A 12,842-nucleotide genomic window follows, 5' to 3' on the forward strand; every position below is an offset into this window, starting at 1 on the left:
TCAGTTCAGCTCGCTCAAGCTGGTGCTGCCGAAGAGCCGGTCGATCTCCAGCACCAGATCGCGCAGGTGGAAGGGCTTGGACAGCACCTTGGCCTGCGGCACCGCTTTTCCAGCCTTCAACGTCACGGCGGCAAAGCCGGTGATGAACATGATCCGCATGTCCGGCGCGACCGTGGCCGCATGCTGGGCAAGTTCGATGCCGTCCATCTCGGGCATGACGATGTCGGTCAGCAACAGGTCGAAATGATCGTCGTCGATATGCGGCACGGCCTGCGCGCCGGTGGCGACCGCCACCACCTCATATCCCGACCGCTCCAGCGCGCGGGCGAGATAGACGCGCATGCTGTCATCATCCTCGGCCAGCAAAATTCGAACCATCGCTTGGATCAATCTCGTCTCTGGCCGGTGTCGGCCGATCTCGTGCGGCACCCCTCGCGGGTGGCGCTGTATGCCATTATATGCGACAACCAGCATATATATCCAGCCGGGTAACCATTTTTGCCGCGCCCTGTGGAAGGAGATGATTTGAGCTATTCCGCACCGCGCGCTCCGGCCCAATCCACAGCCTCTCATGATCTTTACGGATCGGATCGCCCGATCGCTCCGGTGGTTATTTCGGTGCCCCATGCCGGGCGCGAATATGGTCCCGCTCTGCTGGGCACCGCCAGAGTCGCGCCGGACATATTGCGGCGGCTGGAGGATCGCTGGGCCGATCTGCTTGCTCATCCGTTGATTGAGCGAGGCTATCATGTGCTTGTCGCGCGCGCCCCGCGTGCGATGATCGACCTCAATCGCCATGAACGGGAAATCGATCCCGCGATGGTGACGGGCCTGCCCCGCGACGTCCCCCTTCAGAGCAGCGCGAAGCTGCGCGGCGGCCTTGGCCTTCTACCCCGTCGCCTGCCGGGCGCCTATGAACTGTGGCAGCGGCCGGTAGGGTGGGACGAAGTCCGTCGGCGGATCGACACGATCCATCGGCCCTACCATGACACATTGACCCGCATGATGCGGGCGGCGCGGGAAGTCCATGGCCACGCCGTGCTGATCGATCTCCATTCGATGCCGCCGCTCCCCGCTGCTGCTGCCGGACAGCCTGCGCCCAGCGTGGTGCTCGGGGATCGCTTTGGCCGGGCTGCGTCGGCGCGGCTCATGACGCTGGCGGCCGATGTGCTGGAGGGGCATGGGCTGACGGTGGCGCAGAATCATCCCTATGCGGGTGACCATATGATCGAACGCCATGGGCATCCGGCCCATGACTTCTACGCTTTGCAGGTGGAGGTCGATCGCAGCCTCTATCTGGATGCCGCTCTGGACAATCCCGGCCCCGGCTTGCCAAGGGTTCAGTTGGCCATCAGATCCTTGATCGACGCGCTGGCCAGCGAAGCGCCACGCGCCGCCTATCCGCTCGCCGCTGAATAGCCGCATATGCAAAAGGCCGGGGTGCACCATGCATCCCGGCCTTCGCTTGATACCGCTATGCGCGCATCATTCCAGATGCTGATCAGGCAGCGCGTGCGTGGGTCTTGAGCCCCAAAGGGCATAGAAGAGGATGTAGAGTTCGCAGACGGCCGTCAGCAGGAAGCTGTTCTGCAGGCCATAATTGTCGGCCAGCCATCCCTGTACCACCACCAGCGACCCGCCAGCGATCGCCATGATCAGCAGGCCCGATCCTTCCTCGGTCAGCGGCCCCAGGCCACGGATGCCCAGGGTGAAGATGGTCGGGAACATGATCGAATGGCCCAGGCCCACCAGGATCAGCGCCCACATGGCGACCGGCCCGTGGCTGAAGACCGCGACAAGCATCACGATGAACGACCCGGTCGCGAAGGCCGCCAGCACCTTGCCCGCGTCCACCTTCTGCATGATCGCCGATCCCACGAAACGGCCGACCATCATGCCGCCCCACAGGAAGCTCAGATAGCGGCCTGCCTGTTCATGGGTCAGGTTGGCGATGTCAGGCTGGCTGACAAAGTTCACAAAGAGGTTGGCGACGCCGATTTCCGCGATCAGGTAAATGAAGATGGCGGGGACGCCGAACACCAGGTTGCGATGCGCCCAGAGCGAGTGGTTCTTGCGCTCCTCCTTCGCCAGGCGCGCGGTGGACGAACCCATGGCGGGCAGCGGGAAACGGGCGATCACGACCGCCAGGACCAGCAGGACCGCGGCAACCAGACCATAGGGAAGGATAACCGATTGCGCATCCGCCAGCCGTTCCGCCTGGGTCAGGACGATGTCCGCGCTCGATGTGCCGCCCTTTGAACGGCCAAGGATCAGATAGGCGCCGAAAAGCGGCGCGAGCATCGTACCGGCCGAGTTCATCGCCTGCACCAGATTGAGGCGCGAAGAGGCCGTCTCCGGCTTGCCGACGACCGCCACATAGGGGTTGGCCGCGACCTGCAACAGCGTGATGCCGCATGCGATGATGAATAGCATGGCCAGTGTGACGCCATAGGATGGCAGGCTGGCCGCCAACATCATGCCCAATGATCCCGCCGCCATGATCAGCAGGCCGATCACCAGCGACTTTTGATACCCGACGCGTTCGATCAGCTTGGCCGAGGGGATGGATGCCACGAAGTAGGCGATGAACCAGACGGATTCGATCAACGTTGTCTGGGTATAGTTCAGTTCGAACACGCTGCGCAGATGCGGCAGCAACGTGTTGTTGATGACGGTGATGAAGCCCCACATGAAGAACAGGCTTGCCAGTAGCGTCAGGGCAGGCCCGTAACGGGTGGCGGGATGATGGTCCGCAGTCAGAGTGGCTGATGATGAGGGAGGTGCAGGCATTCATCTTCTCCAACAGGCGCTAACAGGCTTGTGCTGCTTCAATTTGTCCGAGTATATAGCTGCCGGTCGGGCGTCAATATACCCCGGCGATAGGGGGATCGTATGCAGAGGGGCTGGATCAGCCATGCTTTTCGAACATCGTCGTCCTATTATTTTGCATGTCTGATGGCAAGCACGTCCGCATGGGCGGGTGAAGCCAGCCGCGCTCCCGCAGGGCAGCTTCCTGATGGTACGGCTATCGAAGCGATCACGCTCTCCAACGGACATGGCGTTTCGGCTCGCATCCTCACCTATGGCGCGACCTTGCAGTCATTCAGCGGGCCGGATCGTGACGGCAAGCAGGCCGATATACTGCTCGGTTATGATGATCTGGCGGGTTATCTGGCTCGGCCCGATTATTTTGGCGTGACCGTTGGCCGCTATGCCAACCGTATCGGGCATGGCCGGTTCACTCTGGATGGTCAGACCTACCAGCTGCCCCTCAATGACAAGGGCAATACGTTGCACGGCGGCGGCAAGGGGTTCGACAAGCAGGTCTGGAAGGTCGTGTCGGTTCGCCGCGAACCACGGCCCGAAATCGTCCTCTCCTACAGCAGCCCGGACGGGGAGGCGGGCTATCCTGGCCAGCTTGACACCCGCATCAGCTACGCACTGGACGAAAGCGGCGGCCTGACCATCAGTTTCGAGGCGAAGGCGAGCAAGCCCACGATCGTCAACCTCACTAACCATGCCATATTCAATCTGGCGGGCGAGGGCGCACCGGGCGGCGCCCTTGGTCATTTGCTGACGATACCCGCCAAAGCTTACACGCCCGTCGATGCGGGCCTCATTCCCACCGGCGAGATCAGGCCGGTCGCGGAAACGCCCTTCGACTTCCGCGCGCCTCGCCGCGTCGATGATGCCGTGCGCGACGGCAGGGATCAGCAAATCACGTTCGGGCGGGGCTATGATCATAATTGGGTGCTGGACAAGGGGCAGACGGCGACGCCGGAACTGGCTGCGCGTCTTGAGGACCCTGGGTCAGGACGCGTGCTTGAAGTGCTGAGCACGGAGCCTGGACTTCAATTCTACTCCGGCAATTTTCTCGACGGGACATTCCTTGGTAAAAACAGTCATCTCTATCGCATGGGCGACGGCTTCGCGCTTGAGCCGCAGAATTTCCCCGACGCGCCCAACCATGCAAACTTCCCTTCGGCTCGGGTCGATCCCGGCAAGCCCTATCGCCACGTCATGATCTATCGCCTCTCGGTAAAGCGCTGACCCATGGCGCAATGGCAACTCATCAAGCGCGACATGCGCGACATGCTGGGCGAGGGCACTCTCTGGTCCGCGCGCGACAATGCGGTTTATTGGACCGACATCATCGCCCCCGCGCTCAATCGCCTGTCGCTGACGGATGGCAGCATCGACCGCTGGGTCATGCCGGAGCCGATCGGCTGGGTTGCCGAACGGCAGGGCGGCGGCTTCATCGCCGGATTGCAGAGTGGTTTCGCGCGGCTTTCCCTCGATCCGCTGACGATCGAGCCGTTCGGTGATCCTGAACAGCATTTGCCCGGCAATCGCATGAACGATGGCAAGGCGGATGCGCAAGGGCGTATCTGGTGCGGCACGATGGACATGGAGCAGGAAGCGGACAGCGGCGCCTTCTACCGGCTGGACCCGGACGGACGCTGGATTGAGATGGACAGCGGCTATCGCGTGCCCAACGGCCCCGCCTTTTCGCCCTGCGGCAACTGGCTTTATCACACCGACAGCGCACGCCGAACCGTCTACCGCTTCGCCCGCACCGAGGGCGGCGGCCTTTCCGCGCGAGAAATCTTCATCCAGTTCGGCGAAGCGGACGGCTATCCCGACGGAATGACCGTGGATGCCGAAGGACATCTCTGGATCGCCCATTGGGGCGGCAGCCGCATCAGCCGCTTCACCCCGGATGGAAAACTGGACCGCGCCATCGCCTTGCCCGCGCAGCAGGTGACGAACATCTGCTTTGCAGGCGCCGCGCTGGATCGCATGTTCGTGAGTTCGGCGGCGGTCGGATTGCCGGACAGCGACTATGACGGCGGCCTGTTTGAGGTCGACGCCGACGTGAAGGGCATGCCGACGCCTCTCTACGCAGGCTAGGCAGTCGGCGGCGCGGAACTTTCCCGCCGCACCAACTCGAAATCGAACTGCGGCGCCTTGGCGGGCCGGTTGATCAGCGCGTCGATCACGGCCGCGCCCATCTGCGCCAGCGGTTGCCGCACGGTCGTGAGCGGCGGCCAGGCGGTCGCGCTGGCGGGCGTATCGTCAAACCCTACCACTGACAGATCATCCGGCACCCTCAAGCCCCGTTGCCGCGCCAGTTGCAGAACGCCCAGCGCCATGTCGTCGTTGGTCGCAAAGATCGCGGTCGGCGGCTCTGCCAGCCCTAACAGCATCTCGCCTGCCGCGATCCCCGACGGATAGTCGAACCCGCCCTCGACGAACAATTCACGCTCCTCCGCCAGCCCCGCTGCCGCCAGCCCCTCGCGAAACCCGTCCACGCGATGCGTCGCTGCCTCATGGCCGGGCGGCGGCGTGATGACGCCGATCCGGCGATGGCCCAGGCCAAGCAGATGATCGGCCACCATCCGTCCGGCAGCCCATTCCGGCGTCACGATATTCAGGCTCTGCGCCCCATTCGGCCCCGCGATCCGGGCGCAGGGCAATTTCTTGCCAGCAAGCCATTCCAGCACGGCGGGATCGTCGGACAGCGGCGGGGCCAGGAATACGCCATCCGGACGCAGCGCCGCCGCAAGCCCCTCCAATATGTCGAACCGCTCCTCACCCGCCAGCGGGATCAGCTCGACCACCAGATGATAGCCCAGTTCCCGGCACCGGTTGACGGCACCCGCCTGAATGCCGCTGATGTAGCTTGCCACCGGATTATTGTAGAGGAAGGCGATCATGAAAGACCGACCGCCAGCCAGCCTCCGCGCGGACTGGTTCGGGCGATAGTCCAGCTCCGCTATCGCCGCGGTCACACGGTCCCGCAGTTCCTCGCTGACATTGGGCGCCTTGTTGACCACGCGCGAGACCGTCTTGATCGAAACGCGCGCCAGTGCCGCCACATCATTGATGCTGGCCATGAAACTCCCGGCGAATTTCGCCCAATCCTGTGTGACAGCCCCGACGCATTCTTCCGGCCTTGGCACGGAAATGCCGCCCGGCACAAGGCTGAGGCGCACGAAGCCAAGCATCGCGCCGGATTTCGGCTTCCAAGGCAAAAAGGGACTTGATCGATCACGTCAAATGTCTAAAGAAAGACAGCGTTGTCATTCCCTGAATGGCGATGAGGTCATCCCGGACGGCTACGGGCTAACTGCACGAGCACGCGGCTGTCCGGGATGCGCTTTCCCTTTATCATCGAAACCTCGGCGGGCATCTGGCGCAGGCGGTCCATGTTCGCCATGCCGCCTCCCGGCCATTTTGCGGAACAACGCGAATCGCTCGTTCTGCCTCGGCGTTATCATAACCGATTGCTCGCCTTACCGACCTGACCTCCCTCAACCCCCGTTTATGCAACAAGGGTTAAGAGCTTTTCACCTTCTTCCGGGCATTCGGGTGGTTGGCGGTTCAAAAACAAAGCGTTATGCTGCACCGGCCCATTTCCCGAAGGCTGTTCTATTGGACATGTTGCTGCCTGCTCAAGACGCTCCTCACCGATGGACGCCATTGTTCGCGGCAGCGGAGCGTCTGGCGAACGCCCGTTCGCTGGAGGACGTGGTGGAAGTCGTGCGGACGGCGGCGCGGGTCATCGCGGGGGCGCAGGGCATCACGGTCGTGCTGGCGGACGGCGATGACTGCCTCTACGTCGCCGAAGATGCCGTCGAACCGCTGTGGAAGGGGCAAAGATTCCCACGTTCAGCCTGTGTTTCCGGCTGGGTGATGGCGCATGGGGAGGCGGCGGTCATCCCCGATATTTTCGCCGACGCGCGCGTTCCCCATCATCTGTACGCGGACACCTTCGTCCGCAGCATGGTGATGACGCCGGTCGAAACCGGATCGCAGCCGATGGCGATCGGTGCCTATTGGTCGCGGGCAAATGCGCCGGACGATTTTTCGGTCGACTTGCTCGGCCAGCTTGCCCGGCTTGTCGGGGCCGCCGTGCGCAACGTGTCGTTGCAGACCTCGTTCGAGATCATCAATCGCATAGGTGCCGCTGTCGCCGCCGAGTCAAATCTGGACATAGTCGTTCAGACGATCACCGACGCCGCCGTGGAACTGACCGGCGCTGAATTCGGCGCCTTTTTCTATAATCTGATCGACCAACATGGTGAGAGCTACATGCTCTACAGCCTTTCGGGCGTTCCAAGGGAAGCCTTTGCCGACTTTCCCATGCCGCGCAACACGGCCGTTTTCGCACCCACGTTCCTGGGGGAGGGCATCGTCCGGTCCGACAATATACGGCAGGACGCTCGTTACGGCCACAACGCCCCGCACAAGGGCATGCCGCCCGGTCACTTGCCCGTCACCAGCTATCTCGCGGTGCCGGTCATCTCGCAAAGCGGCGAAGTGCAGGGCGGCCTCTTTTTCGGTCATCATCTGCCCGGTCGCTTCACCGCCGAACATGAAAAGATCATGGCCGGTGTCGCCGGGCACGCGTCGATCGCTATCGATAATGCCCGCCTCCACCATAAGGCGCAGCGGGAAATCGCGGCGCGAACGGTGGCGGAAGGGGAATTGCGCCAGCTGAACGCCACGCTGGAACAGCGGATCGAACAGCGTACCGAGCAGATCCGCGCCGCCTTCCGCGAACTGGAACAAAGCGAGCGGCGCTTCGGCCTGCTGGTTCAGGGCGTGACCGATTACGCCATGTGCATGCTGGACGCGAACGGCACGATCACTAACTGGAATGCCGGGGCGGAACGGATCAAGGGCTATACGGCCCATGAAATCGTCGGGCGGCACTTCTCCTGCTTCTACACTGATCCGGACCAGCAAGCGGGCATGCCAGTGCGCACCCTTCAGGTCGCGGCCAGCGCCGGGCGGTTTGAGGCTGAAGGCTGGCGGGTGCGCAAGGACGGGTCCGAATTCTGGGCCAGTATCATCGTCGATGCCATTCATGACGATCACGGCCGTCTGATCGGCTTTGCAAAGGTGACGCGCGACCTCACCGAAAAGCGGGCGGTCGAGGAACAGCTGCGTCAGGCGCAGAAGATGGAGGCGGTGGGACAACTCACCGGCGGCATCGCGCATGATTTCAACAATCTGCTGACCGTCATCAACGGCAATATCGAATTGGCGCAGCGCAATCTGGAAAAGGGATCGGATGCGGCCAAGATCAGCCGCGCGATCGCCAATGCGCGGCAGGGGGCGGAGCGTGCGGCCTCGCTCACCCAGCGGCTGCTCGCCTTTTCCCGGCGGCAACCCTTGTCGCCCAAGCCACTTTACCTCGACCGGGTGGTGGACGGACTTTCGGACCTGCTGAAGCGCGCCCTTGGCGAACTTATCGAGCTGAAAACGGTGAGCGGCCCGCATCTATGGCTGGTAGAGGCTGATCCCAACCAGATCGAAAGTACGCTGCTGAACCTCGCGGTGAATGCCCGCGATGCCATGGCGGACGGCGGGACGCTGACGATCGAAACCGGGAACGCACATCTGGACAGCGGCTATGCCGCCGCTTGTGGTGACGTGACGCCGGGCAATTATGTGATGGTTGCGGTCAGCGACACCGGTACGGGCATGGCGCCCCTCGTGCTGACGCGCATCTTCGAACCCTTTTTCACCACCAAGGAAATCGGCCGGGGCACGGGGCTAGGCCTCAGCCAGGTCTACGGCTTCGTCAAGCAGTCGGGCGGCCATGTCGAAGTGCTGTCGAAACAGGGGCAGGGGACCACGGTAAAAATCTACCTGCCGCGCTTTATCGGAGAGGCGGATGAGGCGCAGGATGAAAAGGCCGCCCCGCACGACTTGTCAGCCAATGGCGAAACCATATTGGTGGTGGAAGATGACGATGGCGTGCGCGCTTATTCCGTCGAGACTCTGCGCGAACTTGGCTACCGGGCTCTGGAGGCAGCCGACGGCAACGCTGCACTGCGCCTGATCGAAGCGGATGATCAGCCGATCGACCTGCTTTTCACCGATGTGGTCATGCCGGGAATGTCCGGCAAGGAGCTGAGCGAAAAGGCCCGCGCATTGAGACCTGACCTCAAGATCCTCTATACCAGCGGCTACACCCGCGATGGTTTCCTGCGCGACGGAAAGCTGGACCCGGACATCTCCCTGCTCGCAAAACCGTTCACATTACAGGAACTGGCAAGCCGCTTACGCGACCTCATCGATCAAAGCTGATCAAGTCGGCATGCTAATCCGGCCCTCCAAAAGCGCACACCAATGCGTCGTCATCCGAGCGAAAGCTGGGATCTCAGGAGGTGCAGCGCCATATCGCCCCAGATCCCAGCCTTCGCTGGGATGACCGATGTTACTCGCGCGTTAACTCCCGCACAGATGCACGAAGTCCGGCTCGTGTGGCCAGCTAAGAACCCGCCACCGGCCCGGAAAGCGCAACATCCATATCCGCAAGCGCCAGCCGCAGCAGCTCCGCCATCGCCAATCGCGCCTCATTCGCATCCTGCGAGGCGATCGCATCGAACACCGCGCGATGATCCGCGAAAGGATCGCGCGGCGGCGACTTCTTGCGCTGTTTGAATGTCGTGGTCCAGCTGACCGCCGCGCCCACCGAACTTGCCAACGCAGCCAGAGCGTCATTTTGCGTCGCGGCAAGGATGGCGTGGTGAAAACGCTGGTCGGCCGCGCGCCCTTCTTCGGACGAAAGGCCATGATCGCGCATGCTCATCAGCGCCTGTTCCATGGCAAAAAGCTGCGCATCCGTGCGCCGTCGCGCTGCCAGTTCCGCCGCTGCCGGTTCGATCACGCCGCGCAGTTCAAACAGATCGCGGACGAAGGCCGGGTCGGGTTCTCCCGCGAACATCCAGGCGAGCATTTCGGGGTCCAGCACATTCCAGCGGCTGCGCGGCAGGACGCGGGTGCCCGCCTTGGGTCGGCTTTCCAGCATGCCCTTGGCCACCAGAATGCGCACCGCTTCCCGATAGGCGGTGCGGGACACGCCCAGCCGTTCGGCGGCCTCGATTTCGCCTTCGAAAATATCGCCGGGTTTATGGACTCCCGCGACGATGGCTGTGCCCAACTGCCGGGCGATGGCCTGATGGATGCGAAGCCCGCCTTCCTCATGTCCGAACTTCCGTTCGGCTGGATGCCGGTCTTCCCTCCCCAATGCCTTGCTCCTTTTGTCTAATCGTCGAACGCCGCCGTAGGGCAATGCTTGCCGCAAAGGAAGGCGTCAGCCACCAGGCGTAGGGGGCTGGTATCCGCATCGATCGCGCCCTGGCCCACCAGCTCGACAAACAGGCGGTACATATCGGGATATTCATGGTCGGGGGCCTGCATCATGACGTCCCCGTTCAGCGTCAGGCGGTTCCCACCCTCTGACAGGGTCAGCGCGCCATCGTCTGTCTCGACCGCAATGTCCCATGTCTGCGGACCTGTCTGCCGCCAGTCGAACGCTGCATCGATCGGCGCGCCCGACGCGCTTGCCATCTTCAGGGCAGCGGCGATGGGGGCGTCCTTATTGGATGGAACTTCCAGGCTGGCGGACAGCATCGTCACCGGCTCCGGCATGATTTCGGTCAGGATGGACAGCGCGTTGATGCCGGGGTCGAACACGCCAAAGCCGCCCGCTTCCCAAATCCACGGCTGGCCCGGATGCCAGTGCCGCACATCTTCCCGCCACTCGATCGACACGCGCGTGACCTTGCGCACGGCGAGCCATGCCTTTGCCTGCGCCACGGCGGCGGCATGGCGACTGTGCCAACTCGCATAGAGCGTCACACCCTGCGCCTTCGCCAGCGCAATGAGCGCCTCGACCTCCGTCACCGTCGCGCCGGGGGGTTTTTCCAGAAACACATGCTTGCCCGCCAATATGGCCTTACGCGCGGCTTCGTACCGCACCTGCGGCGGCTGGCACAGGATCACCGCATTCATGTCCGGCTCACCCGCCAACATCGCGTCGAGCGTAGGGTAATTGTTCACCCCATCCGCCTGCGCATTCCGGCTGGCGACCGCGACCAGATCGATGCCGCCTGTCTGTTCGATAGCGGGCAGATGCTGGTCGCGGGCGATCTTGCCCAAGCCAACCAGCCCCGCCTTGATGATGCCGCTCATGCCGCTTCCCTTATCTATTAATGATTGTCGCGCGGCAGGCCCTGAGTCTGGGCAATCCGCTGGAATTTCTCCGCACCCTCCAGGATCGCGCCCTTATCCAGCTGCCCCACCAGCGCGCGCTGAATCTCCTGCCACGGCGTCTGCGACGCGGGATAGGCATAACCCCCCTCAGCCCGCAATGCCGCCCGCCGGGCCTCCAGCTCCTCGTCGGGAATAAGCACATTCACCGTCCGCGCCTCCAGATCCATCCGCACGCGGTCGCCGGTCTTCAGCAGCGCCAGCCCGCCCATCGCCGCAGCCTCCGGCGAAGCGTTGAGGATCGACGGACTTCCCGACGTCCCCGACTGCCGCCCGTCGCCGATGCAGGGCAGGGCGGACACGCCTTCGGTGATCAGGTAAGCGGGCGGCCGCATGTTCACGACCTCCGCCGCGCCCGGATAGCCGATCGGCCCCGCGCCGCGCATGAACATCAGCGTGTCGGGCGTGATGCCCACCGCCGGATCATCGATCCGCGCATGATAATCCTCCGGCCCGTCGAACACGACCGCCGGTCCCTCAAAGGCGTTGGGATCGGCGGGGTTCGACAGGTATCGCTGGCGGAATTCCTCGCTGATGACGCTCGTCTTCATGATCGCCGCGTCGAACAGGTTGCCCGACAGCACCAGGAACCCCGCTTCCTCCTTCAACGGCTGCGCGAAGGGCCGAATGACATTCTCATCCTCGATCGCCACATCCCGGCAATTCTCCCCCATCGTCCGCCCATTGACCGTCATCGCGCCCTCGCGGATCAAGCCCTGCGCGATCAGCTGCCCCACCACCGCAGGCACGCCCCCGGCATGATAATAATCCTCGCCCAGATATTCGCCCGCCGGTTGCAGGTTCACCAGCAGCGGCACGTCATGCCCCACCGTCTCCCAATCCTTCAGCGGCAGTTCGACGCCGACATGGCGCGCGATCGCCGCCAGATGGATCGGCGCATTGGTCGATCCCCCGATGGCGGAGTTCACCAGGATCGCATTATGAAAGGCATCCAGCGTCAATATGTCGGACGGCTTCAAATCCTCCGCCACCATCTCCACGATCCGCTTGCCGGTGCGCCACGCGGCTTCCTGCCGATCGCGATAAGGCGCAGGGATAGCCGCCGATCCCGGCAACATCATCCCAAGCGCCTCGGCCAGGGAGTTCATCGTCGTCGCGGTGCCCATCGTGTTGCAATATCCGGTCGAGGGCGCCGACGAAGCCACAAGCTTGATAAAGCCCTCATCATCGATCTTCCCCGCCGCCAGCAGCTGCCGCGCATGCCAGACGATCGTGCCCGACCCCGTCCGCTGCCCCTTGTACCAGCCATTGAGCATCGGCCCGACCGAGAGCGCAATCGCGGGGACATTCACCGTCGCCGCCGCCATCAGCAGCGCGGGCGTCGTCTTGTCGCAGCCTGTCGTCAGCACCACGCCATCGATCGGATAGCCGTACAAAGCCTCGACCAGCCCCAGATAGGCAAGGTTCCGGTCCAGCCCGGCGGTCGGCCGCTTGCCCGTTTCCTGGATCGGGTGGACCGGAAATTCGAGCGCTATGCCGCCCATCTCGCGGATGCCTTCGCGAATCCGCTCGGCCAGCACCAGATGATGCCGGTTACAGGGCGACAGGTCGCTCCCCGTCTGCGCGATGCCGATGATCGGCTTGCCACTGCGCAGCTCCTCCAGGCTCAGCCCAAAGTTCAGATAACGCTCCACATAGAGCGCCGTCATGTCAATATTGTCGGGATTGTCGAACCAGGCGCGGCTGCGCAATTTCCGGTCGGGCTGAGACGAAGCGGCCATGGGAATTCCTGAAAGCAAAGCTGAGCGACG

The 12,842-nt window shown here is 63.2% G+C and carries 10 protein-coding genes; 4 read left to right on the top strand and 6 right to left on the bottom strand.

The features are described from left to right. On the bottom strand, positions 1–378 hold the full coding sequence (cpdR, locus tag AC6JBC_RS04665; protein WP_464787106.1) for a cell cycle two-component system response regulator CpdR: 378 nt from the start codon (positions 376–378) through the stop codon (positions 1–3). A 147-nt stretch (positions 379–525) separates the two neighbouring features. On the opposite strand from cpdR, the gene AC6JBC_RS04670 reads away from it, so the two are divergent. Then, positions 526–1,419, top strand: a complete 894-nt coding sequence (locus AC6JBC_RS04670) for an N-formylglutamate amidohydrolase (protein WP_498025650.1) — start codon at positions 526–528, stop codon at positions 1,417–1,419. A gap of 66 nt (positions 1,420–1,485) precedes the next feature. Here the strand turns inward: AC6JBC_RS04670 and AC6JBC_RS04675 are convergent, their stop codons facing one another. Next, complete coding sequence (locus AC6JBC_RS04675) at positions 1,486–2,790, bottom strand: sugar MFS transporter (protein WP_498025651.1); 1,305 nt, start codon at positions 2,788–2,790, stop codon at positions 1,486–1,488. A gap of 165 nt (positions 2,791–2,955) precedes the next feature. Between AC6JBC_RS04675 and AC6JBC_RS04680 the strand changes: the two genes are divergently transcribed. After that, positions 2,956–4,050, top strand: coding sequence for an aldose epimerase family protein (locus AC6JBC_RS04680; protein ID WP_498025652.1), 1,095 nt, complete (start codon positions 2,956–2,958; stop codon positions 4,048–4,050). Positions 4,051–4,053: 3 nt separating this feature from the next. Next, positions 4,054–4,911, top strand: a complete 858-nt coding sequence (locus AC6JBC_RS04685) for an SMP-30/gluconolactonase/LRE family protein (protein ID WP_498025653.1) — start codon at positions 4,054–4,056, stop codon at positions 4,909–4,911. Here AC6JBC_RS04685 and AC6JBC_RS04690 read toward each other — a convergent pair. After that, complete coding sequence (locus AC6JBC_RS04690; protein WP_498026000.1) at positions 4,908–5,897, bottom strand: LacI family DNA-binding transcriptional regulator; 990 nt, start codon at positions 5,895–5,897, stop codon at positions 4,908–4,910. The genes AC6JBC_RS04685 and AC6JBC_RS04690 overlap by 4 nt on opposite strands. Positions 5,898–6,441: 544 nt before the next feature. On the opposite strand from AC6JBC_RS04690, the gene AC6JBC_RS04695 reads away from it, so the two are divergent. Beyond that, positions 6,442–9,102: a GAF domain-containing hybrid sensor histidine kinase/response regulator gene (locus tag AC6JBC_RS04695; protein ID WP_498025655.1), complete on the top strand. Its 2,661-nt coding sequence runs from the start codon at positions 6,442–6,444 to the stop codon at positions 9,100–9,102. A 184-nt stretch (positions 9,103–9,286) separates the two neighbouring features. Here AC6JBC_RS04695 and AC6JBC_RS04700 read toward each other — a convergent pair whose 3' ends face one another. Genes AC6JBC_RS04700 through AC6JBC_RS04710 form a run of 3 tightly spaced genes read right to left on the bottom strand, consistent with a single transcriptional unit; the run spans position 9,287 to position 12,812 of the window. Beyond that, on the bottom strand, positions 9,287–10,045 hold the full coding sequence (locus AC6JBC_RS04700; RefSeq protein WP_498025656.1) for a FadR/GntR family transcriptional regulator: 759 nt from the start codon (positions 10,043–10,045) through the stop codon (positions 9,287–9,289). Between the two features lie 17 nt (positions 10,046–10,062). After that, a complete protein-coding gene (locus tag AC6JBC_RS04705; protein WP_498025658.1) occupies positions 10,063–10,992 on the bottom strand; it encodes a Gfo/Idh/MocA family protein in 930 nt (309 codons plus the stop codon). A gap of 17 nt (positions 10,993–11,009) precedes the next feature. Continuing rightward, positions 11,010–12,812 (bottom strand): IlvD/Edd family dehydratase, encoded by a 1,803-nt coding sequence (locus AC6JBC_RS04710; protein WP_498025660.1) that lies wholly within the window; start codon positions 12,810–12,812, stop codon positions 11,010–11,012. Positions 12,813–12,842: the final 30 nt, after the last annotated feature.

This window comes from Sphingobium sp. RC1 (assembly GCF_059738765.1).

Coding starts and splice junctions, on each gene's coding strand:
- AC6JBC_RS04710 (WP_498025660.1), bottom strand. CDS start 12,812: ATGGCCGCTTCGTCTCAGCCCGACCGGAAATTGCGCAGCCGCGCCTGG.
- AC6JBC_RS04695 (WP_498025655.1), top strand. CDS start 6,442: ATGTTGCTGCCTGCTCAAGACGCTCCTCACCGATGGACGCCATTGTTC.
- AC6JBC_RS04680 (WP_498025652.1), top strand. CDS start 2,956: ATGGCAAGCACGTCCGCATGGGCGGGTGAAGCCAGCCGCGCTCCCGCA.
- AC6JBC_RS04705 (WP_498025658.1), bottom strand. CDS start 10,992: ATGAGCGGCATCATCAAGGCGGGGCTGGTTGGCTTGGGCAAGATCGCC.
- AC6JBC_RS04690 (WP_498026000.1), bottom strand. CDS start 5,897: ATGGCCAGCATCAATGATGTGGCGGCACTGGCGCGCGTTTCGATCAAG.
- cpdR (WP_464787106.1), bottom strand. CDS start 378: ATGGTTCGAATTTTGCTGGCCGAGGATGATGACAGCATGCGCGTCTAT.
- AC6JBC_RS04685 (WP_498025653.1), top strand. CDS start 4,054: ATGGCGCAATGGCAACTCATCAAGCGCGACATGCGCGACATGCTGGGC.
- AC6JBC_RS04675 (WP_498025651.1), bottom strand. CDS start 2,790: ATGCCTGCACCTCCCTCATCATCAGCCACTCTGACTGCGGACCATCAT.